At 65.1% G+C, this 24,779-nt stretch carries 26 protein-coding genes; 13 read left to right on the top strand and 13 right to left on the bottom strand.

The genetic code is table 11. From position 1 onward, the window contains the following. The first annotated feature begins 53 nt into the window (after positions 1-53). Positions 54-905, top strand: coding sequence for a tetratricopeptide repeat protein (locus PKE71_RS10655; RefSeq protein ID WP_271186957.1), 852 nt, complete (start codon positions 54-56; stop codon positions 903-905). Positions 906-1,019: 114 nt separating this feature from the next. Then, the gene (locus PKE71_RS10650; RefSeq protein ID WP_271186956.1) at positions 1,020-1,814 is read left to right on the top strand and encodes an SDR family NAD(P)-dependent oxidoreductase; all 795 of its coding nucleotides are present in this window, start codon (positions 1,020-1,022) and stop codon (positions 1,812-1,814) included. Positions 1,815-1,870: 56 nt separating this feature from the next. Here the strand turns inward: PKE71_RS10650 and PKE71_RS10645 are convergent, their stop codons facing one another. Continuing rightward, positions 1,871-2,536: a DUF1013 domain-containing protein gene (locus PKE71_RS10645; protein WP_271186955.1), complete on the bottom strand. Its 666-nt coding sequence runs from the start codon at positions 2,534-2,536 to the stop codon at positions 1,871-1,873. A 155-nt stretch (positions 2,537-2,691) separates the two neighbouring features. Further along, a complete protein-coding gene (locus PKE71_RS10640; RefSeq protein ID WP_271186954.1) occupies positions 2,692-3,690 on the bottom strand; it encodes an NAD(P)H-quinone oxidoreductase in 999 nt (332 codons plus the stop codon). Positions 3,691-3,743: 53 nt separating this feature from the next. Here PKE71_RS10640 and PKE71_RS10635 point away from each other — a divergent pair, with 53 nt between their 5' ends. Together PKE71_RS10635 and rcdA are read left to right on the top strand one after the other, a co-directional pair. Then, positions 3,744-3,941: a DUF1192 domain-containing protein gene (locus tag PKE71_RS10635; RefSeq protein ID WP_271186953.1), complete on the top strand. Its 198-nt coding sequence runs from the start codon at positions 3,744-3,746 to the stop codon at positions 3,939-3,941. A gap of 77 nt (positions 3,942-4,018) precedes the next feature. Continuing rightward, on the top strand, positions 4,019-4,543 hold the full coding sequence (gene rcdA, locus PKE71_RS10630) for a protease adaptor protein RcdA (RefSeq protein ID WP_271186952.1): 525 nt from the start codon (positions 4,019-4,021) through the stop codon (positions 4,541-4,543). 88 nt (positions 4,544-4,631) lie between these two features. On the opposite strand, the gene rpmE is transcribed toward rcdA, so the two are convergent. Then, a complete protein-coding gene (gene rpmE / locus PKE71_RS10625) occupies positions 4,632-4,850 on the bottom strand; it encodes a 50S ribosomal protein L31 (protein WP_271186951.1) in 219 nt (72 codons plus the stop codon). A 204-nt stretch (positions 4,851-5,054) separates the two neighbouring features. Between rpmE and PKE71_RS10620 the strand changes: the two genes are divergently transcribed. The 4 genes from PKE71_RS10620 (at position 5,055) to PKE71_RS10605 (ending at position 7,112) form a co-directional block, all read left to right on the top strand. Continuing rightward, positions 5,055-5,972 carry an alpha/beta hydrolase gene (locus PKE71_RS10620; protein WP_271186950.1) on the top strand — a complete coding sequence of 306 codons (918 nt, stop codon included), beginning with the start codon at positions 5,055-5,057 and terminating at the stop codon, positions 5,970-5,972. A 52-nt stretch (positions 5,973-6,024) separates the two neighbouring features. Further along, positions 6,025-6,471, top strand: a complete 447-nt coding sequence (locus tag PKE71_RS10615; RefSeq protein WP_271186949.1) for an acetyltransferase — start codon at positions 6,025-6,027, stop codon at positions 6,469-6,471. A gap of 77 nt (positions 6,472-6,548) precedes the next feature. After that, on the top strand, positions 6,549-6,803 hold the full coding sequence (locus PKE71_RS10610) for a type II toxin-antitoxin system CcdA family antitoxin (RefSeq protein ID WP_271186948.1): 255 nt from the start codon (positions 6,549-6,551) through the stop codon (positions 6,801-6,803). Then, positions 6,804-7,112 carry a CcdB family protein gene (locus PKE71_RS10605; RefSeq protein ID WP_271186947.1) on the top strand — a complete coding sequence of 103 codons (309 nt, stop codon included), beginning with the start codon at positions 6,804-6,806 and terminating at the stop codon, positions 7,110-7,112. 11 nt (positions 7,113-7,123) lie between these two features. Here PKE71_RS10605 and PKE71_RS10600 read toward each other — a convergent pair whose 3' ends face one another. Together PKE71_RS10600 and PKE71_RS10595 are read right to left on the bottom strand one after the other, a co-directional pair. Then, on the bottom strand, positions 7,124-8,113 hold the full coding sequence (locus tag PKE71_RS10600; RefSeq protein ID WP_271186946.1) for a peptidoglycan-binding protein: 990 nt from the start codon (positions 8,111-8,113) through the stop codon (positions 7,124-7,126). Positions 8,114-8,116: 3 nt separating this feature from the next. Next, positions 8,117-9,109: a hypothetical protein gene (locus tag PKE71_RS10595; protein WP_271186945.1), complete on the bottom strand. Its 993-nt coding sequence runs from the start codon at positions 9,107-9,109 to the stop codon at positions 8,117-8,119. A 231-nt stretch (positions 9,110-9,340) separates the two neighbouring features. On the opposite strand from PKE71_RS10595, the gene PKE71_RS10590 reads away from it, so the two are divergent. Continuing rightward, complete coding sequence (locus tag PKE71_RS10590) at positions 9,341-9,949, top strand: FMN-dependent NADH-azoreductase (protein WP_271186944.1); 609 nt, start codon at positions 9,341-9,343, stop codon at positions 9,947-9,949. Positions 9,950-10,106: 157 nt separating this feature from the next. Here the strand turns inward: PKE71_RS10590 and PKE71_RS10585 are convergent, their stop codons facing one another. From PKE71_RS10585 to thiE, 4 genes are all read right to left on the bottom strand, one after another. Beyond that, on the bottom strand, positions 10,107-10,904 hold the full coding sequence (locus PKE71_RS10585) for an inositol monophosphatase family protein (RefSeq protein ID WP_271186943.1): 798 nt from the start codon (positions 10,902-10,904) through the stop codon (positions 10,107-10,109). A 6-nt stretch (positions 10,905-10,910) separates the two neighbouring features. Further along, positions 10,911-11,477 carry an elongation factor P gene (gene efp / locus PKE71_RS10580; protein ID WP_271186942.1) on the bottom strand — a complete coding sequence of 189 codons (567 nt, stop codon included), beginning with the start codon at positions 11,475-11,477 and terminating at the stop codon, positions 10,911-10,913. A 104-nt stretch (positions 11,478-11,581) separates the two neighbouring features. Further along, complete coding sequence (locus PKE71_RS10575; protein WP_271186941.1) at positions 11,582-12,715, bottom strand: tetratricopeptide repeat protein; 1,134 nt, start codon at positions 12,713-12,715, stop codon at positions 11,582-11,584. Between the two features lie 76 nt (positions 12,716-12,791). Beyond that, positions 12,792-13,406 (bottom strand): thiamine phosphate synthase, encoded by a 615-nt coding sequence (thiE, locus tag PKE71_RS10570; RefSeq protein ID WP_271186940.1) that lies wholly within the window; start codon positions 13,404-13,406, stop codon positions 12,792-12,794. A gap of 175 nt (positions 13,407-13,581) precedes the next feature. Between thiE and PKE71_RS10565 the strand changes: the two genes are divergently transcribed. Next, on the top strand, positions 13,582-14,049 hold the full coding sequence (locus PKE71_RS10565; RefSeq protein WP_271186939.1) for a peptidase S1: 468 nt from the start codon (positions 13,582-13,584) through the stop codon (positions 14,047-14,049). 80 nt (positions 14,050-14,129) lie between these two features. Here PKE71_RS10565 and PKE71_RS10560 read toward each other — a convergent pair whose 3' ends face one another. From PKE71_RS10560 to gap, 3 genes are all read right to left on the bottom strand, one after another. Next, positions 14,130-15,167, bottom strand: a complete 1,038-nt coding sequence (locus PKE71_RS10560; RefSeq protein WP_271186938.1) for a class I fructose-bisphosphate aldolase — start codon at positions 15,165-15,167, stop codon at positions 14,130-14,132. Positions 15,168-15,350: 183 nt separating this feature from the next. Further along, positions 15,351-16,562, bottom strand: coding sequence for a phosphoglycerate kinase (locus PKE71_RS10555; RefSeq protein WP_271186937.1), 1,212 nt, complete (start codon positions 16,560-16,562; stop codon positions 15,351-15,353). Positions 16,563-16,584: 22 nt separating this feature from the next. After that, entirely contained in the window at positions 16,585-17,598 is a 1,014-nt protein-coding gene (gene gap / locus PKE71_RS10550; RefSeq protein WP_271186936.1) for a type I glyceraldehyde-3-phosphate dehydrogenase, read from the bottom strand. Between the two features lie 382 nt (positions 17,599-17,980). On the opposite strand from gap, the gene PKE71_RS10545 reads away from it, so the two are divergent. Further along, positions 17,981-19,195 carry an NAD-dependent epimerase/dehydratase family protein gene (locus tag PKE71_RS10545; RefSeq protein WP_271186935.1) on the top strand — a complete coding sequence of 405 codons (1,215 nt, stop codon included), beginning with the start codon at positions 17,981-17,983 and terminating at the stop codon, positions 19,193-19,195. 1,078 nt (positions 19,196-20,273) lie between these two features. Here PKE71_RS10545 and argE read toward each other — a convergent pair. Beyond that, positions 20,274-21,443, bottom strand: a complete 1,170-nt coding sequence (gene argE, locus PKE71_RS10540; RefSeq protein WP_271186934.1) for an acetylornithine deacetylase — start codon at positions 21,441-21,443, stop codon at positions 20,274-20,276. Positions 21,444-21,528: 85 nt separating this feature from the next. Between argE and PKE71_RS10535 the strand changes: the two genes are divergently transcribed. After that, positions 21,529-23,055, top strand: coding sequence for a TadE/TadG family type IV pilus assembly protein (locus PKE71_RS10535; RefSeq protein WP_271186933.1), 1,527 nt, complete (start codon positions 21,529-21,531; stop codon positions 23,053-23,055). An 87-nt stretch (positions 23,056-23,142) separates the two neighbouring features. Next, a complete protein-coding gene (locus PKE71_RS10530; RefSeq protein WP_271186932.1) occupies positions 23,143-24,702 on the top strand; it encodes a TadE/TadG family type IV pilus assembly protein in 1,560 nt (519 codons plus the stop codon). Positions 24,703-24,779 lie beyond the last annotated feature (77 nt).

Below are 24,779 nucleotides of genomic sequence, written 5' to 3'. Positions count from 1 at the left end.
TTCGAGCCGCCCTTTTTGCAGGTTAGACTGCGTGTCCTGAAACGGAGACCATCATGCGTGCCTTTGCAGCCCTCCTGCCCCTCTTCCTTGTCGCGGCTCCGCCAGCGCTGGCGCAAAAGGACGTTTCGCCCTGCCAGGCCGGCCGGCTGGCGCTGGATGCCGGCGAAAGCGCGCAGGCGATCGAGGATCTGGAGGCCTGCCTGTCCAGCGAGGACCTGGACCCGGATCGCGAGGTCAGTGTCTATGCCGGCCTGGGCGCCGCGTTTCTCGCAGAGCAGCGATACGAAGACGCGCTGAACGCCTATAATTTCGCCTTTGCGATTGCCGAAACCCAGCGCGCCGAAGTGATCGAGCCGACGCTGTGGCGCAATCGCGGGATCGCCCGGACCGAACTTGGCCAGCTCGAGGAAGCGCTGTCCGATCTGCGGCGTGCCGCCGCCGAGATGCCGGACGATGTGATGACCCAGCTGACACTGGGGATCGTCTACCAGGACATGGACCGCGCCGCTGACGCCGTGGTCGCCTATGATCACGTCGTCCGGCTGGAACCGTCCTGGACCGGCGCGTGGATCAACCGGTCGAGCGCCCTGCTGGATGCCGGCATGACCGGCGCGGCCGTCGACGATGCGCGCCGGGCGGTCGAGCTGGAGCCGGAAAGCGGCACGACGCTGAACATGCTGTGCTGGACCCTGATCCAGGACGGCCGCGCCCGCACGGCGCTGCCGCTGTGCGAACAGGCCGTGACCCTGGAACCCGAGTCCGGAGCGATCGTGCATTCCCACGCCTCGGCGCTGGAGGCACTCGGCCGGATGGACGAGGCCCTGCCGCTCTACCGGCGGGCCTGGCAGTTGGCACCGGACGATCCGGAGATTGCCCAGGACTATCAGCGCACGCACAATCCCTGACAGTCCTGCCACCGCGGCATCCGGCCAGGAGCCATTGCAACATGCCGCTGCTCGTGCAAGGTCAGCGACCCCGTCTGGGCGCGACGCGCCCGTTTGGAACAAGAGGATCACATCATGGGTGACCGCGTCGCCATCGTAACCGGTGGAGCCAACGGCATCGGCAAGGCCTGTGCGCGCCGTCTGAGCGAGGATGGCTGCCAGGTCGTCATCGCCGATATCGACCAGCAGGCCGGCGAGGCGCTGGCCGACGAGCTGGGCGCCGAGAAGGGCAAGGCCCTGTTCGTCTCCTGCGACGTGTCGGACCGGCTGTCGGTCAACAATCTCCTGTCCGAGACGCGGGCGACCTTCGACCGGCTGGACGTGCTGGTGAACAATGCCGGCATCGTCGCCAAGGGTGACATTCTCGACCTGTCCGACGGCGATTTCGACCGCGTCATGGGCGTCAACCTGAGGGGCGCCTTCCTCGTCGCGCGCGAAGCGGCGCGCCAGATGGTCGACCAGATCGAGGAAGGCGGCGAACGCGTCGAGGACGCCCGCCGCCGCTATGCCATCATCAACATGTCCTCGGTCAATGGCGTCGTGGCCATTCCCGACCAGCTGGCCTATTGCGTCACCAAGGGCGCGATCGATCAGCTGACCAAGTCGATGGCGCTGGCGCTCGCGAAACACGGCATCCGCGTCAACGCGATCGGCCCGGGCAGTATCAATACCGATGTGCTCAAATCCGTGAACGACAATCCCGAAGCCATGGCGAAGATCATGTCGCGCACGCCGCTGCAGCGGATCGGCGACCCGGACGAAGTCGCCTCGGTCGCCTCATTCCTCGCTTCGCGCGATGCCAGCTATATCACCGGCACCACACTCTATGTCGATGGCGGCCGCCTGGCCCTGAACTACACGGTGAGCTGATACAGCAAGGCCGGCCCCGACGGGACCGGCCTTTTGTATCTTCCTGACGATGGCCGTCAGTCCTGCTTGGAACCGCCGAACAGGGTTTCCAGGTCGACATCGTCCGGATTGAACTCGTCGCTCGGCTTTTCCAGCTCTTCCTGGGCCTTGAGCGTATCGCTGAGCATTTCCGGATTTTCTTCTTCCAGCTTGCGGCGGCGGGCCGAGGCTTTCTTGACCTGATCGTCGAGATCGATCTGGGTGCACAGGCCCAGCGAGACCGGATCGGTCGGCTTGATATTGGCCGAATTCCAGTGCGTGCGCTCGCGCACCGCCTGGATCGTCGTCTTGGTCGTGCCGATCAGCTTGGAGATCTGGGCGTCGGACAGTTCCGGGTGATTGCGCACCAGCCAGGCGATCGCGTCCGGACGGTTCTGGCGGCGCGACAGCGGTGTATAGCGCGGACCGCGGCGCTTGGCCGGCGTGTGCAGGTCGGCGTATTTCGGCTTCACCACCGTCATGCGGTAATCGCTGTTGTTTTCCGCCTTCTCGATTTCTTCCCGGGTCAGCTGCCCGTTGGAGATCGGGTCGGCGCCGCGCACACCCACGGCCACGTCGCCATCGGCGATGCCCTTCACTTCCAGCGGGTGCAGGCCGCAGAAGCCGGCAATCTGGTCGAAGGTGAGCGAGGTATTGTCGACGAGCCAGACCGCCGTGGCTTTCGGCATCAGGATCTCGGTCATGGATTCAATCTCCCTGGGAGAAACAAAAAAAGCCCGACGCGGCGGCCGGGCTTGGGCTTCCGACGCTCCGGTTCAGGATAGCCCGTACACGAAGCGATTTAGGGGATTTATACCGCAATCGGGCGCCTCTGCAAAGCGGTTGCCCCGGCCAATTGTCAGCAGGAGAGCAGTATTTTTCCGGCGTGTCCGCCACTGTCCAGCCGGGTGTGGGCGGCCCGCACATCGTCGAGCGCGAAGCGACTGTCGATGACAGGTGCCAGGCGGCCTGCAGCGATCCAGGGCCACACCGTTTCGCGAACGGCCCGGGTCAACCGCGCCTTCTCCGCATCCGGACGGGCCCTCAGCGTCGAACCGGTCAGTACGATCCGCTTCAGCATCATCCGCATCAGATCGACCTCGACCCGGCTGCCCTTCAGGAAGGCGATCGAGACAATGCGGGCACCGGCATTGGCGCAATTGATGTTCTTCTGGACGTAGTCGCCGCCCACCATGTCCAGAATGACATCGGCCCCGCCGGCATCCGTGACAACGGTCTCGAAGTCAGCCTCGCGGTAGTTGATCGCGATATCCGCCCCCAGGCGCTCGCACAGCGCGACCTTCTCTGCCGTGCCGGCCGTCGCGATCACGCGCGCACCATGGGCCTTGGCCATCTGGATGGCCGTCGTGCCAATCCCGCTCGTCCCGCCATGAACCAGCAATGTCTCGTCCGGCGACAATGCCCCGATCTCGAACACATTCGTCCACACGGTCAGCACGGTCTCGGGCAGTCCTGCAGCGTCGGCGAGATCGATCCCCGCCGGTGCCGGCAGGACCGAACCGGCCGGCGCGATGACATAGTCGGAATAGCCGCCCCCTGCGACCAGCGCACAGACAGGATCGCCCACGGCGAGCCCCTCGACGCCGGAGCCCAGCGCCGCGACATGGCCGGAGACTTCCAGGCCCAGTCCTTCAGGCGCGCCGGCCGGTGCGGGGTAGAAGCCGAGGCGCTCGATCTGGTCGGGCCGGTTGATGCCGCAGGCGGTATTGCGGATCAGCACCTGACCGGGTCCGGGCGGCGCCACAGGACGTGTCACCACGTCCAGCACATCCGGCCCGCCCGGCTCGCGGGCGATCACGATACGGGTGGTGTCGGCAGTTTGCGTGGACTGGGTCATGGGCCTTTATCCGGCTTCGCGCTATGCTCGCGCATCGCAGTGTGGAGGCCCCCATGTTTCACGATGACGATATGCCTGCAAGCGCCCGGGCAAAGAATGCCATCATCCCCGGCGAGGATCTCAGTGCCCTTTCCCTGGAAGATCTTGCCGAGCGCCGCGCCCTGCTCGAGGCCGAGTTGCGCCGCATCGACGACATCACGGACAAGAAACAGGCCGGACGCAGCGCTGCGGACGCCGTGTTTAAGTTTTGATCAAGAGTTTCGGGCAGATTGGCCCGAGCCTTGCTACGAATCGGACCAGATGTTTGCGGACCGAAACTGGACACGTGATGACTGACAATACGCCGAACCTCTTTCCCGCCGGCGGTGCGCCGGCCGCCCGGGCCCAGGACTTCGCCAATTCGGAGATGTTCCAGAAACTCTTCCGGGAAGGCATGGACCTGGTCGAGGAGACGGCAGCCTATCTGGACGGGCCGGGTCGCGACGACTCCAAGTCGCTCGACCGCGCCGGCGCCCTGTCCTACGCCACCGAGAGCATGAAGCTGACCACGCGCCTGATGCAGGCCGCCTCCTGGCTGCTGGCCCAGCGCGCCGTGTCCGAGGGCGAGATGTCGGCCCAGGATGCCACGGACGGCAAATACCGTCTGTCCCGCGACCGGCCGACCGACGGGCTGTGGCCGGAGGGCGAAACGCCTCCGGCGGTCCTGATGGATCTCGTGCGCCGCTCGCGCTCGCTCTATGACCGCCTCAAGCGCATCGACGACAATCTTTATGTCGATGGGCCGCTGGAAATGGACACCAATCCGGTGGCCGACCAGATCGCCATGCTGCGCGGCGCCTTCGGCGAGCGCTGACACCACGTCCATCCATGCCGGCAGGCAAGGAAAAAGGCGCGCTCCTTTGCGGAGCGCGCCTTTTCTCTTGGCATCGTCAAAGGACGGCTTACACGAAGCCCTTGAACTTGTCCTTGAAGCGCGAAACACGGCCGCCGCGGTCCATCAGCTGCTGATTGCCGCCGGTCCAGGCCGGGTGGGACGTCGGATCGATGTCCAGGGTGAGCACGTCACCTTCCTTGCCCCAGGTCGACTTCGTCTGGAACTCGGTACCGTCCGTCATCTTCACAGTGATGAGGTGGTACTCGGGATGGGTATCCTTTTTCATCGGTCCGGCTTTCTTTTGATCCGCCGCGCCACCCGATTACGTTGCCGGGCACGCAGCTCATATAAACTCAGGAGCGCGGGTCTATACAGGAAGGCCAGCGCCAGAGCAACCACCGCCATGTGTTGCCGGGACAAGGTCCCCGGGCTTGCCTGCCCGGCCGATTGACACGATCCTCCCGCCACATCGCCACGAGGGGAGAAGAGCTTGAAAAATCTGATCTGCGGCCTCGCCCTGCTGGTTGCCGCGACCGCACCCGCCACAGCCCGGGGCACCACCGCCGGCAGCGACAGCAACAGCGCAACGCCCATCCATTTCGGCACATCCCACGAGATAACCTCTTCCGTCCTCGGCGAAACGCGAACGGTGAATGTCTGGCTGCCGCCGGAGCACGACACGGCCGAAATGCCCTACACCGTGCTCTATCTGATCGATGGCGGGGTGGAGCAGGACTTCCCCCATATCGCCGGCCTCGCCCAGCTCGGCGTGATCTCCTGGCAGTACGAGCCCCTGATCGTGGTCGGCATCGAAACCACCGAGCGCATCCACGAGCTGACGCCCGCGCCCGAGGACGCGCGCTATCGCACGCAGTTCGACACCTCCGGCGGAGCCGAAGCCTTCCGGGCCTATATCGCGCAGGACGTCATCCCCTTCATCGAGGCGACCTATCGCGTCGGCGAGCGCCGGGCCGTGATCGGGGAGAGCCTGGCCGGCCTGTTCATCGTCGACACCCTGCTCGAACAGCCGGACCTGTTCGACGACTATATCTCGGTCTCGCCCAGCCTGTGGTGGGACGATCAGGCCGTTGCCGGACGGGCCGCCGAACGTCTGGCCGCCGCCGGCCATTCGGACACGCGCGTCTACCTGACGATGGGCGATGAGGGCGGCACGATGCAGGCCGGGCTCGATACGCTGCTTGCGGCCCTCGACGCCGTCGAAGGCGCGCCGGAATACCGCTATGTCGACCGCCGCGAAACCGAGACCCACTCGACCATCTATCACGGCGCCGCGCTCGATGCCCTGCGCTGGCTCTATCCTTACCCGCCCTACGATTATGGCGCTACGCCCTGGTATCTGATCGAGGGCGGTCAGCCGGACCAAGCGGCGAACGAGGGGAACGAGTAGTGGCCGGACGGCCCTGCTCCCTGCGCCCATGAACGAGACCGGAAGACAGACCATGTCCGCAATCCGCCGGTCGGCCGCGGCCGACAGCGAGGCCCTGACCGATATCTGGCGCGCCGCCGTGAAGGCAACGCATGATTTTATCAGCGAAAGCGATTTCCGCGAGATCGAAACGCTTGTTGCGGAACACTATATCCCCAACGCGTCCCTATGGGTGGCCGTCGATGCGGCCGGCCGCCCGCTCGGCTTCATGGGCATGACCGGCAGCCATGTCGACTCGCTCTTCATCGCGCCCGAGCGGCGCGGGACAGGCCTGGGGACCGCCCTCATGGATCATGCCCGGAAAACGGCCGGCCTGCCGCTGACCGTCGATGTGAACGAGCAGAATCCGCAGGCGGTCGGATTCTACGAGCGCCTCGGCTTCAAACAGTTCGAACGCTCGCCGTTGGACGATGCCGGCCGGCCCTATCCGATCCTGCATATGCGCAAGACTGCCGGCTGACCCGCGCGCCACCGTGCGCATTGACATACACATAAATCATACACATCATTAAACCACACCATCTGGACTGGCCGACGATGAAGTATGAGCAACCCGCACCTCGCAAACGCGTCAATCTGACGGTTCGCGAAGACATCATGGCAGAAGCACGCGCGCTGGGCCTGAACACCTCCCGCGCGGCGGAAGCCGGCATCGAAGCGGCCGTCCGCGAGGAGAAGGGCCGCCGCTGGCGCGAGGAAAACCGCGAGGCGATCGAGGCACACAATCGCCGGATCGAGCGGGAAGGCCCCTTGCTCGGCACACCGTGGTGGGCCCAGCCCCGGGACGACTAGGTGGCGCGCTTCGATGTCTACCGCCCGACCGGTCTGCCAGCACGGCTGGCCGTGGATGTGCAATCGGATGTGCTGAGCGATCTCGACAGTCGTGTCGTCATCCCGCTTCGCGCGTTCGACCCGTCAACGGGAGAAGCCGTGTACAGGCTGATGCCCGTGCTCGGTATCGAAGGTCAGGACTACCTGCTCGTGACGACCGATATCGCCATGGTACCGAACCGTCTTCTGGGACGCCCGATCACGAATATCGAAACCGAACACCGCGACACCATCACCGCCGCGATGGATTTCCTGTTTCAGGGCTATTGATCCCGCATCACCTAACGCGAAGTCAGTTTCAGCTCGATGCGGCGATTGCGGGCATTGGCCTCGGCCGACCGGCCCTCAGCGATCGGATGGTTTTCTCCGAAGCCGGCGGCGACCAGCCGCTCGGACGGCACGCCGAGATCCTCGAACCATTGCACGACCGAGATCGCGCGCGCCGCCGAGAGATGCCAGTTCGACGGATAGGTCGTGCGGATCGGCACCGGGTCGGTATGCCCGTCGATGCGGATCACCCATTCAATATCGTCCGGGATCTCGTCGGTCAGCTGGATGATGGCGTCGGCGATGGGCCGCAGGCTTTCGCGCCCCTCGCTCGACAGCGCCGCCGAGCCGGACGGGAAAAGAACATCGGTCTCGAACACGAAGCGGTCGCCGACGACGCGCACGCCGGTGCGGTTGCCGAGAATCTCGCGCAGGCGACCGAAGAAATCGGACCGGTAGACGGCCAGTTCGGCCGCGCGCTCGGCGAGGGCGGCGTTGAGACGCTCACCCAGATTGATGACCTGGGCCTCGGCCTCCTCGGCGCGTTGTTCCGAGGCTTCCAGGGCAGCATTAAGCGAGGCGATCTGGTCGCGCAGCACTTGCATCTGCTGGTTCAGCAGGGCGAGCGCACGCCGGCTCTCCTCGGACATTTCCTCTTCGGCAGCGAGATCGGACTGCAGGCTTTCCACCCGGCCCGTCGCCAGGGTCAGTGCGTCTTCAAGAGCATCGCGCTCTTCGCGCAGGCCGGTAATGCGCACTTCCAGCGCCGCGTTTTCGTCGCGGGCCAGATTGAGCTCGTCGGCGAGTTGCGAGAGGCGGGCATTGAGATCGGCCAGCTGGTCGTCCCGGCTGGTCAGCGCGCGCGACAGGGCAAACTGGCCCGCGACGAAGATCGACAGCAGGAAGACAATGACCAGCAGCAATGTCGCCAGTGCATCGACGAAGCCGGGCCAGTGATCGCCGTTATCGGCTTCCTGGAAACGCGCAAACCGGGGCGAAGCCATGGCTTATTCCCCTCCCCGCTCCCGCGATTGCAGGGCACGGATGAAGACCCGCAACTCGTCGCGCAGGGCCCGCACCCCCTCCTCGTTCGACGCGCGGCTGTCTTCGGCAAAGCGCTGCAGCGTGGTGTCGAGCTGGCGGGTGTGGCGCTCCAGCGTATGAGCCAGCCGGTCGAGCGTTTCGGCCGTCTGCTCCAGCAGCGCGCCGACATAGGCCGAGGAAACCTCGCCATCGCCTGCCGATGCCGGACCGGCGGCCGCCAGGCGCGAGATCGAGGACAGCCATTCCTCGATCTCGTTGTAGAAGCGGTTCTGCGCGCGGCTGGCCTGCAGATCGAGAAAGCCGATGACCAGCGAACCGGCCAGACCGAACAGGGAGGAGGCGAAGGCCGTACCCATGCCCTGGATCGGATCCTCGATGGCCGACATCAGACGCAGCACGTCCGCTTCCGCGCCGGTCGCGCTTTCCGTCACCGCCCGCACGGCGTCGCCGACATCGGAGACGACCTGCAGGAGGCCCCAGAATGTGCCCAGCAAGCCGAGAAAGATCAGCAGACGGCCGAAATAGCGGGTGAAGGCGCCGGCTTCCGACATGCGGGCCCCGACCGAGTCGAGCACGGTGCGCACCGAGCCGGCCGACAGCGAGACCCGGCCATCGGCCTGGCCGATCATCGAGGCCATCGGCGCGATGAGTGCAGGCGGCCGCGGCAGGCTGGACGGGTCTTCCGACGAGCGGAAACGCACGAGCCAGCGGGCTGCCGGCCCGATCCCCAGCGCCTGGGCATAGGTGTAGAGGACGCCGATGACGAGCACGGCCAGGATCAGTCCATTGATTGCCGGATTGGCCCGGAACGCCGCTCCCAGCGGCTCGATCAGGAACAGCGAGATGGCCGCCACGGCCGCCGTGAACAGCGCCATCCAGACGATATAGCGCCAGGGTCCGGTAAAGCGCACCGCCGGTGCGGAATGCGTGCGGTCGTTCCGGTCGAGAACAGGCATGCCTTCCCCTCGTGTCAGCTCCAGCCCTTCCTTACCCCGGATTGGGACATTTTGGAGGCGAGGTCAAAGCCTGCCTTCCGCCGGGTGCGCGGGCGTCCTGCAGCACCTTATTCCAGATCGGAATTAATGGAATTCCAAAAGGCGCATTAAATCCGGACGGGAGGGAACCTAACTGTCGGTCATCGCGCGGCAGACCCGCCGCCGGACCTGACAAGCCGATGGAGTCTTCCGATGACCGATACCTCGCCCCGCCACATCCTCCGCGTCGATGCCAGCATGCGCCGGGAGGGCTCGCACAGCCGCGGCCTGGCCGACCGTGTAGTCGACCGCCTCACCGCACAGCGCCCGGACACGCGCGTCACGGTCCGCGATCTTGCGGACGGGTCGATGCGCCTCGTCGACGAGACCTGGATCGGCGCGAATTTCACCGATCCCGCCCAGCGCTCGGACGACCAGAAGGCCGCACTGGCCTTCTCCGACCGGCTGGTCGCGGAACTGCGCGCCGCCGACACGATCGTGATCACGATGCCGATCTACAATTTCACCATTCCGGCCTCGCTGAAGGCCTGGATCGATCTGGTCGCCCGGGCCCGGGAAACCTTCCGCTATACCGAAGCCGGGCCGGAAGGCCTGCTGACCGGCAAGCGCGCCATCCTGGTCTATGTCTCCGGCGGCGTGGCCGCCGGCAGCGAGACCGACTTCGCCACGGACTACATGAAGCATGTGCTGAAATTCATCGGCATCACCGATGTCGAGATCATCGACGCCGGACAGCTGATGTTTGCGGAAGCCGAGAAGCTCGAAGCCGCGCACGCGCGGATCGAGACGCTGGCCGCCTGAAGCGTGATCAGGTGAAGTGGGCACCGGTTCACCGGTTCGATCACGCGACCACTCAAGTAGAGCGTGATCAGGTGAAGTGGGGACCGGTTCACCGGTTCGATCACGCGACCACTCAAGAGTCTGGAGCAGAACCGGTTCCGCAGGAAGCGATCCTGCCCTAGGCTGACGCCTTCTTCAGGCGTGCGGTGAGTTCGGCGAGCATGTCCTCGTTTCCGGCAGCGATATTGCCGGTGCGCAGGATGTCCTCGCCGCCATCGGCCTCGGAGACGAAACCGCCGGCCTCTTTCACCAGCACGATACCGGCCGCGATGTCCCAGGGTTTCAGATTGCGCTCCCAGAAACCGTCATAACGGCCGGCCGCGACCCAGGCGAGGTCGAGCGCCGCGGAGCCCATGCGCCGGACACCCGCCGTGTGGGGCATGATCTGGTGCAGTTCCTTGAGAAAGCGGGCATGGCCGGTCTTGCCCATGAAGGGCATGCCGGTGGCGATCACGGCCTCGTCGAAATGCTTGCGACTGGCCACGCGCAGACGGCGGTCCGACAGCCAGGCACCACGGCCCTTCTCGGCGTGGAACATCTCGTCGGTGGCGGGATTGTAGATCACGCCGGCGACCAGCTCGCCCTCGCGCTCCAGCGCGATGGAGACGGCAAAGTGCGGCATGCCGTGCAGGAAGTTCAGCGTCCCGTCCAGCGGATCGACGATCCAGCGGTGGGAACGGTCGGTGCCCTCGACCACGCCGCGCTCTTCCATCAGGAAGCCATAGCCCGGCCGAGCCTGGGTCAGGCGATCATAGATGATGTCCTCGGCCTTCTTGTCCGCAATCGAGACGAAGTCGGCCGGCCCCTTGCGGGACACCTGCAGGTGCTCGACATCACGGAAATCGCGATTCAGCGACCGCCCGGCACGGGCGGCCACTTCGGTCATCACGGTCAGGAGAGGAGAGAGGGCACCCATGCCGGATCAGTCCGCGCGGCGGACGTAGGAACCGTCCTCGGTGGCCACGATGATCTTTTCGCCGATACCGACGAAGGGCGGCACGGAGGAGCGCACACCGTTGGACAGGATGGCCGGCTTGTAGGAGTTGGCCGCCGTCTGGCCCTTCACGACCGGCTCGGTCTCGGCCACTTCCAGCGTCACGTGCTGCGGCAGGGAAATGCCGATCGGACGATCTTCGTGGAATTCCACAACGACCGTCATGCCTTCCTGCAGGTAGGCCGCGCGGTCTTCGCCGACGAAATCCTTCTGCAGCTCGATCTGCTCATAGCTTTCGGAGTCCATGAAGGTGAGCATGTCGCCGGTATCGAACAGGAAGGTGTGATCCTTCTGTTCCAGACGCACGCGCTCGACCTTGTCGGCGGCGCGGAAGCGTTCGTTCAGCTTGCGGCCATCGAGCAGGTTCTTCAGCTCGACCTGGGCGAAAGCGCCGCCCTTGCCCGGTTTCACGTGGTCGGTCTTCACCGCAACCCACAGCGTATCCTGGTGCATCAGGACGTTGCCGGGCCGGATTTCATTGCCGTTGATCTTCATGCCGTCACCTTGGGGCAATAAGCGGAACAGCGGCCGGATGGCCGCGAGGTGGCGCTCTCCTATCAGCGAGGACAGGGAACGGCAAGCGCGGTGCCGCAATCGGCTCAGTCGCCCGCGCCGGCCTCGCGGACACGCGCCTGGACTTCCAGCGGCAGCGCACGTTCGAGTGCAGCCTGCAAACGGTCGCGGTCGCGATTGTGGACCGGTGCGCCCAGCGCATCGGCACCGGCCGCGACGACCCAGCGATAGGCCGCCTCGAGATCCTGCTCGACACCGTCACCCTGGGCCAGCACGAAGGCATAGAGGAACTGGCTTTCCGCGTCGCCACCGCGCGCGCCCTGGCCGAACCAGTGGGCCGCCAGCGCGGCATCGGCCTCGCCGCCGCGGCCCTGGTAGAGCATCAGCCCGTACTGGCCCTGGGCCGGCGGATAATTGCTTTCCGCGGCAATGCGCAGCCAGCGCCTTGCTTCGGCATCGTCCTGCTCGCCGCCCTCGCCATCGGCCCACATCATGCCGGCCTGGAAAGCACCTTCGGCCAGATTGGCCTCGGCCGCCCGCTCGTACCAGATACGCGCGCCTTCGGCGTCGCGCTCGCCGCCAACGCCGGCATCGAGCATCTGGGCCAGCTGATACATGCCTTCGGCCGATCCCTGCTGCGCTGCCCGTTCCGCCCAGCGCCGGGCCGACTGACCGTCCTGCGGCACCGACGAGGCTTTCAGCGCCAGCGCGTAGGCGACCATGGCGTCGATATGACCGGCCCGGGCGGCGCGCTCGAACCAGCGGCGCGGATCGCCCAGATCGAGACTGTCATCGCCCAGCCGGGCCAGCAGGCCGAGCTGGTAGAGCGCGACGGGGTGATCCTGCTCGGCTGCCCGGCGGAACCAGCCTGCGGCAGCAGCCATGTCGGCCTCACCGCCGCGTCCGTCGCGGGCCATCAGGCCTGCCAGCGCTGCGGCGTCGGTGATGCCCGACACGGCAGCGGTCTCGGCATAGCGGCGGGCGAGGTACCAGTCCTCGCTGACAAAGGCCATCTGCGCGCGATACCAGGCTTCCTGGGCGGCGGTCATGCCGGTGGGGACTTCGGCCGTCTCGGCATCGAAATCGCCGGCCTGCGCGTCACGCTGCACGTCTTCGGGCAGCAGGATCAGCTCGTCGGGAAATGCCGCACCCGGGTCCTCCTGCGCGTGAGCGGCGGAGAGGACGGCAAGGCAGGCGGCAGTCAGAACGGATCGGATCATGGCGTCTCTTTCAGCGTGACGCAGGGGTGCCGGTCAAGTGACATAGCGGTCACATGCGGCCCTCATAAGCGCCCGCTCAGCGGCACAGCGCGTTGAACGCCTGCACCGCGGCGGCGGGTCCGTCGGGATGGTTCCAGACACCGCCGGACACGGCGAGGAAGTCGGCCCCCGCCTCGACCAGCGGCGCGGCATTGCCGGCCGTGATCCCGCCGATCGCGACACAGGGCAGTTCGAACAATTCGGTCCACCAGGTCAGGAGGCCCGGCTCGGCCTGCGTCGGGGCGTCCTTGGTCGCGGTCGGGTAGAAGGCACCGAAGGCGACATAGTCCGCCCCGGCCTCGCCGGCGACCATCGCCAGGTGGCGGCTGTCGTGACAGGTCACGCCGATCGTGCGGTCCTTGCCCATGATCGCGCGCGCGGCCTTCACCGTCCCGTCCTGCTGGCCGATATGGACCCCGTCGCAGCCCAGTTCGGCGGCCAGTTCCGGATCGTCATTGAGGATCACGGCGACGTCGCGGGCATGGGCGGCCTCGATCAGGGCCGGCGCCAGGGCCCGGACCTCGTCGCGGGAATGATCCTTCAGGCGGATCTGCAGCGCCGCCACCTCGCCGCCATCCAGGGCTTCGGCCAGGCGGGCAGCGAATGTCTCGTCGATACGGGGCGGGGTGATCAGGTAGAGCGCGGTCGTCATGCCGGCTCTTCTGGCAGCTCGCCCTGCAGCCGACAACCGTTTTCAGCGCCCCTTGTTGTGCACGAGGCAAATCGCCGCCCGGACTACGTTCAGCTTCCCTTCATCTGCATTATGTGAGAAGCACGCGTCCGGGATGGCCGTGGGCCTCCCGATTGTTTTCTCGCAGGGGGATTTCATGTCCATCAAGACCATTTTCGCCGCCACGATCGCCGCTGCTGCGGTTGCCGGCGTTGCCGCCGCCCAGGACTGGTCGCAAAGCCCGACCTTCGGCCAGACCACGCTGACGGCAGGCTTCGCGCCGGACCCGTACACGGTCTCCATCACCGCGGGCGGCAATATCGACGCCAGCTCCTCGCTCGGCGGCTCCTGCCGCGGCATGATCGCCAACGCACCGGACTACCGCCTGCACTACAATGCCGGCAGCCTGCCGCTCTATATCGGTGCCCGCTCGAACGCCGACACGACCATCGTCGTCAACGCGCCGGACGGCTCCTGGTACTGCAATGACGACAGCAATGGCCTGAACCCGATGGTGTCCTGGTCGAACCCGCCGTCTGGCCAGTACGACATCTGGATCGGCACCTATGGTTCCGGCAGCGGCATGGCCTCGGCCACGCTGACCATCTCCGAGCTGGGCAACTAGTCCACCGGCGATATCCGAAACGAGAACGGGGCCCCGCGGGGCCCCGTTTTTTATTGCGCAGATGTCGAAGGTCCGGCGGTTTACGCCGTTTCCTTCTCCATCGCCGCGTCCCATTCGCCGAGCGAAGCGAGGCCGTTCATGCGGGCGCGGTGGTTGAAGGCGGCCTGGCCGGCGGCGACATTTTCCGGCTTTCCGGCCCAGGCCTTCAGCGGCGCGGCCTGCAGGGCGCGGCCATAGGAGAAGGTGAGCGGCCAGGGCAGGTCATAGCTGGCATTCATGGCGTTGAGGTGGGCCGTGGCCTCCTCGTCGCTCTGCCCGCCCGACAGGAAGGCGATGCCCGGAACGGCGGCCGGCACGCAATTGGCCAGGCACTGCACGGTCATGTCGGCGACTTCCTCGATGCCCGCACGGTCATCGGCCGTGGTGCCGGAGATCACCATGTTCGGCTTGAGGACCGTGCCTTCCAGCACGACGCCCTGGTCGAACAGTTCGCGGTAGAGCGTTTTCAGCGCGAATTCGGTGACTTCATAGCAGCGCTCGATCGAGTGGTTGCCGTCCATGATGACTTCCGGCTCGACGATCGGAACGATATTGGCTTCCTGGCACAGCGCTGCATAGCGGGCCAGGGCGTGCATGTTCACATTGATGCAGTACTGGCTGGGCACGCTGTCATCGCCGTTCTGGCCGATATTGATCACGGCACGCCATTTCGCGAAGCGGGCACCGAGCTCGTAATAGTCGGCCAGACGGTCGCGCAGGCCGTCCAGGCCCTCGGTCACGGTCTCGCCCTCGGCGCCGGCCAGTGCCTTGGCGCCGGTATCGACCTTGATGCCCGGGATCGCGCCGGCATTGCGGATCAGCTGGACCAGCGTGGTGCCGTCCCTGGCGCTCTGACGGATGGTCTCGTCGTACAGGATGACGCCGGAGACGTGCTCATTCATCGCCATTTCGGTGCGGAACAGCATTTCGCGCCAGTCGCGGCGATTGTCCGGCGTGTTCTCCAGACCGATCGAGGCAAAGCGCTTGCCGATCGTGCCCGTCGACTCGTCCGCCGCGAGAATGCCCTTGCCCGGCGCCACCATGGCACAGGCGGTTTCATTGAGTTGATCGAGATCCATCGCGTCTACCCCAGCTTCAAATACCGATTGGCGGACCGCCGCGGTCCGCCCGTTTTCTACCGCAGAGCCCTTTTAATACGCCGGGCGCCGCTTGCCCACCGCCCTCCGGCGACAGGCCTGGCGCCCCGCGGGCCGCCCGATGTTATCGTTACCAGTCGTGGCGCGGCAAGCCGGTCCCGCGGCTCAGGCCGCGACGCCGGTCTCGTCCTTGAGAACGCCCACGCCCGGCAGCGCCTTGCCCTCCATCCACTCCAGGAAGGCCCCGCCCGCCGTGGAGATGAAGGAGAAATCATTCGACACACCGGCCTGGTTCAGCGCCGCCACCGTGTCGCCGCCGCCGGCGACGGCCACGAGGCCGCGTTCCCTGACGGCCGTTGCCGCCTGCTGTGCCGCCGCCACGGTCGCGGTCTCGAAGGGCGGCGTCTCGAACGCGCCCAGCGGACCGTTCCAGATCAGCGTCTTTGCCTCTTCCATCGCCATGGCGAGCGCCACGACGGTGGCCGGACCGCAATCGAGGATCATCTCGTCATCGGCGACATCATTGACCGCGGCCAGACGGGTTTCCGGGTTCGGCTTGAATTCCTTTGCCACCACGACGTCGGAGGGCAGCATGATGCGGCAGCCGGATTCCTCGGCCGTTGCGAGAATGGCGCGGGCCGTATCGACCAGATCCCTTTCGCACAGGCTGGCGCCGACACGGATACCCTGGGCGTGCAGCAGCGTGTTGGCCATGCCGCCGCCGACAAACAGGATGTCGACCTTCTTCACCAGGTTCTTCAGGAGATCCAGCTTGGTCGAGACCTTGGCGCCGCCCACCAGGGCGATGACCGGGCGTTCCGGCGCTTCCAGCGCAGCGACCAGATGGTCGATCTCGCGCTGCATGGCCAGGCCCGCATAGGCCGGCAGCAGGCGCGCCACACCCTCGGTCGAGGCATGCGCACGGTGCGCGGCAGAGAAGGCGTCGTTGACATAGATGTCGCCCAGATCGGCGAGATCCTTTGCAAACGCCGGATCATTGGCTTCCTCGCCGGCGTGAAAGCGGGTGTTTTCCAGCAGGAGAACATCGCCCGGCTGCATGTCGGCCACGGCCGACAGCGCCTCGTCGCCGGTAGTCTCGGTGCAGAAATCCACCGCCACGCCCAACAGGTCGGCCAGCGGCTGGGCCACCGGTTCCAGCGACATCTCCGCTACGCGCTGCCCCTTCGGGCGGCCGAAATGCGCCAGCAGGATCACCTTCGCGCCGGCACCGGTGAGATGTTCGATGGTCGGGATGGCCGAGACCAGACGCGTGGCGTCGGTCACCTGCCCGTCCTTCATCGGCACGTTGAAGTCGACACGCACGAGAACGCGCTTGCCGGCGACCTCCGCGTCCTGGATCCGGCGGATCTGCGTCATGATCAAAGGCCCCGAGCGCGATCTAGAGATACTTGCCCATGGCGACAGCGGTGTCGATCATGCGGCAGGCGAAACCCCACTCATTGTCGTACCAGGTCATGACACGCGCGAGGCGTTCGTCGACCACGTTGATCTTGTCGATCGCGACGATGGAGGAGCGGCTGTCGTGATTGTAGTCGATGGAGACGAGCGGGATGCTGTCATAGCCCAGCACACCCTTCATCGGACCATCGGCCGCAGCCTTGACGGCTTCGGCCAGTTCTTCCGCGGTCGTGGCGCGGCCCGGCGTGAAGACCAGGTCGATCAGCGACACATTCGGGGTCGGCACGCGCACCGAGGCGCCGTCGAGCTTGCCGGCGAGTTCCGGCAGCACCAGACCGACGGCCTTGGCGGCACCGGTCGTGGTCGGGATCATCGACATGGCGGCCGCGCGGGCGCGGTGCAGGTCCTTGTGATTGCGGTCCAGCGTCGGCTGGTCGCCGGTATAGGCGTGGATCGTCGTCATGTGACCGCGCTCGATGCCGACGGCATCGTTGAGCACCTTGGCGACCGGCGCCAGGCCGTTCGTGGTGCAGGACGCGTTGGAGACGACGAGATCGTCGGCCGACAGCTGGTCGTGGTTCACGCCATAGACGATCGTCTTGTCGGCATTCTTGGCCGGCGCCGAGCACAGCACCTTCTTCGCGCCGGAGCTCTCGATATGCGCCATCGAGGCTTCTTTCGAATTGAACTTGCCGGTGCATTCCAGGACGATATCGATGCCCAGATCCTTCCAGGGCAATTGTCCCGGATCGCGATTGGAGACTTTCCGGATCTTGCCGAAACCGGCATCGATCCAGTCGTCGCCGACCTTGATCTCGCCGGGATAGCGGCCGTGCACGCTGTCATACTTCAGGAGGTGTGCATTGGTTTCCGGCGTCGAGCTGTCATTGATCGCCACAACCTCGATCTCGCCCCAGCGCTTCTCTTCCAGGACGGCACGCAGTGCCAGGCGGCCGATACGGCCGAAGCCGGTAATCGCAACGCGAAGAGCCATGCTCACAATTCTCCATGCAGCACGCCGGAAGGCAGATTCCCGGCCAGATTTTGGCGCGGATTTAGCGGCCTTTCGCGCCTGCGTCCACCGATGCGGTGCGGCAAATGGGTCCGGACGGGAAATTTTTCATTCTGCCCCCGGAGCAATCACAATTGCCGGACGCAGCGTGAGCCGCAAAAGCCCCTTCGGCAAACCCCCGTAAAGCTGAAATAATTTTTCGTGGTAACGTTACCGCCTGCAGGCTTGACCTCCGGCCGGGCGCCCGCATCGCCCGTCCGCGGTGCGCAGCAGCTCCCGCAGGCGAGGACTTGAAATGCTGCCGCCCCCCTGCGAGAACCCTTTTCAACAGTTGATCAACACGTCAAGGGCAGGCGCGTAACACATGAAAGTAATCGTTCTGGGCGGAGACGGCTTCTGCGGATGGCCGACAGCGCTTCATCTCTCCAATCTCGGTCACGATGTCGTCATCGTGGACAATCTGTCCCGGCGCATGATCGACATCGAGCTGGAGGTCGACAGCCTGACGCCGATCCGTCCGATGTCGGAACGTCTGGCGGCCTGGAAGGAAGTCTCCGGCCGTGAAATCCGGTTCGTGAACATGAATGTCGGCAAGGACTACCAGGAACTGGTGGACCTGATCGAGGCGGAAGCGCCGGACACGATCATCCATTTCGCCGAACAGCGCGCGGCGCCGTACTCGATGAAGTCGGCCCGTCACAAGCGCTACACCGTCGACAATAATCTCAACGCCACCAATGACGTGCTCGCCGCGATCGTCGACAGTGGCCGCGACATCCATCTCGTCCACCTCGGCACGATGGGCGTCTATGGCTATGGCACGGCCGGGATGAAGATCCCCGAGGGCTATCTCAAGGTGAAGGTGGAGACGGAGCACGGCCTGCAGGACCAGGAAATCCTGTATCCGGCCAATCCGGGCTCGATCTATCACATGACCAAGACCCAGGATCAGCTCTTCTTCCATTTCTACAACAAGAACGACAAGGTGAAGATCACCGATCTCCACCAGGGCATCGTCTGGGGCACCCAGACCGAAGAGACCAAGCGCGACGAGCGCCTGATCAACCGGTTCGACTATGACGGCGATTACGGCACCGTGCTGAACCGTTTCCTGATGCAGGCGGCCGTGGGCTATCCGATGACCGTGCACGGCACGGGCGGCCAGACCCGCGCCTTCATCCACATCCAGGACACGGTGCGCTGCGTGCAGCTGGCGGTCGAGAACCCGCCCCAGCACGGCGAGAAAGTGCGCATCATGAACCAGATGACCGAGACGCACCGCGTGCGCGATCTGGCGAAGATGATCGCCGATCTCGCCGGCGCCGAGATGCAGCTGGTCCCGAACCCGCGCAACGAAGCCGACGAGAACGAGCTTCACGTCGAAAACGACACCTTCCTGCGGATGGGCCTGAAGCCCACCACGCTGGCCGACGGCCTGATGGAAGAGGTCACCGACATCGCCCGCAAATATGCCGACCGCTGCGACCGCACGAAAATCCCCTGCATCTCCTACTGGGGCAAGGGCCGCGAGGAAGCCGCCGAAGGCGCCAAGCCGGCCGCGGAGACGGCGGCGGAGTAGGTTTCCGCTTACCGGAATCAGAAGGGGCGCCCGATGCGGCGCCCTTTTTTTCGTGTGCCGGCCATCACACTCTCAACCCTCCCCATCCTCTACCGTCATTCCGGCGAAAGCCGGAACCCAGTCGGGCAGCCGGTCTGGGTCCTGACTGAAGCCAGCGCCCGCGAAAGCGGGTGTCAGGATGACGGCGTTTGCGTGGGGAACTGCCTGAAGGCAGGCCTTGACCAGAAATTGGACAGACCAAACTTCGCCGTCATTCCGGCGAAAGCCGGAACCCAGTCGGGCTGCCGGTCTGGGTCCTGACTTTCGTCAGGATGACGGTCTGTGGGTTTGAAGCCGTTTGAGACAAGCGATCGCTCAGCCGGAAGAACTTGCCAGACCGAACTCCAACGTCATTCCGGCGAACGCCGGAACCCAGTCGAGCGGAAGGTCCAGGTCCTGACTGAAGCCAGCGCGCGCGAAAGCGGGGGCAGGATGACGGTGTTTGCGTGGGTAACTGCCTGAAGGCAGGCCTTGATCAGAAATTGGACAGACCAAACTTGATCGTCATTCCGGCGAACGCCGGAACCCAGTCGCGCGGAAGGTCTGGGTCCTGACTTTCGTCAGGATGACGGTCTGTGGGGGGAAAGCCGTTTGAGACAAGCGATCGCTCAGCCGGAAGAACTTGCCAAACCAAACTTCACCGTCATTCCGGCGAAAGCCGGAACCCAGTCGGACGGTCGCTCTGGGTCCTGACTGAAGCCAGCGCGCGCGAAAGCGGGGGCAGGATGACGGTGTTTGCGTGGGTAACTGCCTGAAGGCAGGCCTTGATCAGAAATTGGACAGACCAAACTTCGCCGTCATTCCGGCGAAAGCCGGAACCCAGTCGAACGGTCGCTCTGGGTCCTGACTTTCGTCAGGATGACGGTCTGTGGGAGGAAAACCGTTTGAGACAAGTGATCGCTCAGCCGGAAGAACTTGCCAGACCGGACTCCAACGTCATTCCGGCGAACGCCGGAACCCAGTCGGGCAGCCGGTCTGGGTCCTGACTGAAGCCTGCGCCCGCGAAAGCGGGTGTCAGGATGACGTCAGAGACATCCCCCTATCCCTCCAGCACCCGCACCAGCTTTTCCATGAAGACGCAGCACTGGTCGAGCTGGTCGATCGCCACAAACTCGTCCGGCTGGTGGGCCTGGGTGATCGAGCCGGGGCCGCAGACGACGACGGAGAGGCCCGCGGCCTGGAACTGGCCGGCCTCTGTGCCGTAGGAGACGACGCGGGTGGAATTGTCGCCGGTGAGCTGGCGTGCCAGGCGTTCCGCGGCACCGTCGACTTCCGGGGCAAAAGCCGGCACGTCCGAGCGCACCTTGATCTCGATCCTTGCCTCCGGCGCGCCCTCGCGCATCTTCGCCTCGATCGCGGCCGCGCGCTCGCGCAGGCCTTTTTCGATCGCCTTCACATCATCCCAGGGCGCGGGGCGCATCAGCGAGGCAAACTCGGCTTCCAGCGCCAGGATGTTCAGCGCGGTGCCGCCGTGCATCTGGCCGATGGTCAGCGTGCCATAGGGCGGGTTGAACGGGCTGTCGGCCGGCGCCGCAGCCTCCATCTTCGCGGCCGCGTCGACCAGGTATTGCATCAGCGGCACGGCGTGGGTGACGGCGCAGGCACCGTCCTTGACCAGCGAGGAATGCGCCTCGCGGCCGCGCAGTTTCACGGTCAGCGAGAACAGGCCCTTGTGGGCGGTGACGACCTTCATGCCGGTCGGCTCGCCGACGACCACGATAGCGGGCTTTACCGGACCCTCCATGATCCGGTCGATCAGGGCCGGCGCGCCCAGGCAGCCCACCTCCTCGTCATAGGAGAGCGCAATATGGAGCGGCTTTTTCAGATCCGCCGCCGCAAAGGCCGGAGCCAGGGCGAGGATGCAGGCCGAGAACCCCTTCATGTCACAGGTGCCGCGGCCGTAGAGCAGCCCGTCCTTTTCGGTCAGCGACCAGGGATCGGTGGACCAGGGCTGGCCGTCCACCGGCACGACATCGGTATGGCCGGACAGGATCACGCCGCCATCCACCGCCGGGCCGAAGCGTGCATGCAGATTGGCCTTCGTGCCGTCGGCATTGGGAATGCGCTCGCACACCGCCCCAAGCGCCACCAGCTTCGCCTCGACATGATCGATCAGCGGCAGGTTGGAATTGCGCGAGGTGGTGTCGAAGGCGACGAGGTCGCGCAGTTCGGCGATGGCAGTGTCGAGACGGGAGGAGGCAACGGCCATGAGAGCAATCCGATTTATATTGTCGCCAACGTGTTAGCCGGGTTTTTACGGCAAAGACAAATGCGAGTCCGCCCCGGGCGCGATCTTGGGCACAGTCGCCCGGTTCGACTGGGACATGTGGGCGATGATCGTGAACCTGGCAAACCGGATGATGATGTTCGCGCGGGCGACGCGCGGCAATGTCGCGATGATCTTCGCGCTGGTGCTGACGCCCCTGACGGTGCTGTCGGGCGGCGCCGTCGATCTCAACCAGGCGCTCAATGCGCGCACCCGCCTGTCCCAGGCGCTGGACGCAGCCGCACTGGCCGTTGGCGTGCAGACCTCGATCAGCGAGACGGATGCCGCCACGCTCGCCCGCGATTTCCTCAGCGCCAACTACCAGAACCGCGAGATCGGCAGCGTGCAGAATCTCGTGGTGTCGCTCGATACCGTGAATGACCGGGTGCGGGTCAGCGCGGAATCGAAGATCGAGACCATCGTGCTGGGCCTGATCGGCATCCCCTATCTCACGGTCGCCTGGGAGACCGAGGTCCAGCGGGCGCGCAGCGAGCTGGAACTCGTCATGGTGCTCGACAATACCGGCTCGATGGGCGGTTCCAAGATCTCCAGCCTGCGCTCGGCCGGCCTGCTGCTGACCGATATCCTGTTCGACGGCGCCGATGCCGGCATGCTGCGGATCGGCCTGGTGCCCTTCTCCTCGACGGTGAATGTCGGCACCCGGTTCGAGCGCGCCTGGTGGATGGATCCGGACGGGCTGTCGCCGGTGCATTCGGAGAATTTCAGCCCGGCCGCCAATCGCTGGGACATCTATGACACGATCCGCAATCGCGACTGGACGGGCTGTGTGGAAGCGCGGCCGATCCCGCACGATATCGAGGACACCCCGCCCTCGGCCGGCGATCCGGAAACCCTGTTCGTGCCCTATTTCGCACCGGACGAATCCGACCGCGGCTCCTATTCCAACGATTATCTCGACGACGATATGGGCGGATATGACGAGCGGGCGCGCATGCGCAACACGTCGAAATACACCAATGCCTGGATCTCCGGTGCCGGTCCGGGCTGGGGCTGCACCGCCCGCCCGATCACGCCGCTCACAAGCCATCGCGGCACGATCGACGATGCGATCGACGACATGATCGCCAGCGGCACCACCAACATCCCCAACGGTATCGGCTGGGGGGTGCGCGTGCTGTCACCCGGCGAACCCTTTACCGGCGGCGCGCCTTTTGACCAGGACGACACGATCAAGGCCATGGTGGTGCTGACCGATGGCGAGAACGTCATCAATGGCCGCTCCAACCAGAACTATTCCGACTATTCCGGCTATGGCTATGCGCGCGACGGCCGGGTCGGGGTCGTGTCTTCAAGTTCAGGCACGCTGTCCAACGCGCTCGACGCGCGTACGCTGGCGGCCTGCGAATACGCCAAGTCGCTGGGCATCCGGGTCTATACGATCACTTTCCAGGTCAGTTCGACCTCGACCCGGAACATGATGCGCGACTGCGCCAGCAACCCCTATCTCTATTTCGACTCACCGTCGGAATCGGCGCTGCGCAGCGCCTTCGAGATGATTGCCGGCGATCTGACCAATCTGCGGCTCTCCCGGTAGGCGCTTAACCCTCCGGAAACCCTGCGGGATAACGTGCCCTTAATTCAGAACCGCTAGCATTTTAGCGAGTTCGAACGGGATTCCGTCATGCCGCTTGCCAGGCTGTTGAAAAATCTGGGCGCATTGCTCGCCGACCGGCGGGGCAATGTGGCCATGATCTTCGCGCTGTCGCTGATGCCGATCACGCTGCTGGCGGGCGGGGCTGTCGATCTGAACCAAGCCATGACTGCACGGACCCGCCTGTCGCAGGCGCTCGACGCCGCCGCGCTGGCCGTGGGTGTGAATACCAGCCTGTCCGATGCCGATGCCCTGCGGATCGCGAACGACTTCATCGCCGCGAACTATCCGAACAACCGCGTCGGGACGGTGACCAGCATCACGGTGGTGATCGATGACGACACCGACACGGTGACCGTGACCGGCGAGGCCACGGTGGACACGATCATGCTCGGCCTGGCCGGCATCGATCATCTCACGGTCGGCTGGGAGAGCGAGGTCCAGCGGGCCCGCCAGCGGCTGGAACTCGTCATGGTGCTCGACAATACCGGCTCGATGGGCGGCTCGAAGATCCGCTCGCTGCGCGACAGCGCCGAACTGCTGACCGAGATCCTGTTCGAGGCGGCCGACGACCCCTCCGACGTGAAGATCGGCCTCGTGCCCTTCGCGGCGACGGTGAATGTCGGCACCCAGTATGAACGCGCCTGGTGGCTCGATCCGGACGCCCTCTCCCCGCAGCACGCCGAATGGGCCGGCCCCGATGGCGAAGTCGAGATCGAGACCTGCACCGGCTGGGGCTGGCGGCGGCGCTGCGAGACCGAGACCATCGAGGTCAATCACTGGGACCTGTTTGATGAACTTCGCAATGCCGACTGGGCGGGCTGTGTCGAGGCGCGCGCCCTGCCGCACGACATCGAGGATACGCCGCCCAGCGCCGGCAATCCGGCAACGCTTTTCGTGCCCTATTTCGCGCCGGACGAACCGGACAATGGCTATTTCTCGAACAGCTATCTCAATGACGGCACCGGTGGCGGTGTCGAGGAGCGGCTGGAGAACATTGCCAAATATGAGAATGCCTCGGTCTGGTCCGGCTATCCCAACCGGTCCTGCACCACGACACCGATCACGCCGCTGACCTCGAACCGGCGCACGGTCGAGAATGCCATCGGCGACATGGAAGCCAGCGGCAATACCAATATTCCCAACGGCATCGGCTGGGGCATCCGCGTCATCTCGCCCGGCGAACCCTTCACCGAAGGCACGGGGTATGACGACGACGAAGTCATCAAGGCCATGGTGATCCTGACCGATGGCGACAATGTCATGTCGGGCCGAAACACCAATCTGATGTCGGACTACGAGGCCTATGGCTATGCCCGCGACGGCCGTCTGGGGATTCGCACATCCAGCGGCGGCGTGCTGTCGAACGAACTCGACGAGCGCACCGAAGCGGCCTGCGACTATGCCAAGGCCCAGGGCATCCGCGTCTACACCATCACATTCCAGGTCAATTCAAGCTCGACCCGGAACATGATGCGCGACTGTGCCTCGCATCCCAGCCTGTATTTCGACTCGCCGTCGAACCAGGCCCTGCGGGACACATTCGAGATGATCGCCGGCGACCTGACCAATCTGCGCCTGTCGCGCTAAAGCAATTTCACGGCGATCGATGCCAATGAAATTGCTCCAGCTTTTTTGTTGAGCGATCGCATTTTCGAACCGCAAAA

Source organism: Maricaulis virginensis, assembly GCF_027922185.1.
GTDB classification, from domain to species: domain Bacteria; phylum Pseudomonadota; class Alphaproteobacteria; order Caulobacterales; family Maricaulaceae; genus Maricaulis; species Maricaulis virginensis.
Note: the sequence above shows the minus strand (reverse complement) of the source record. Positions and strands in the feature narration are given on the sequence as shown.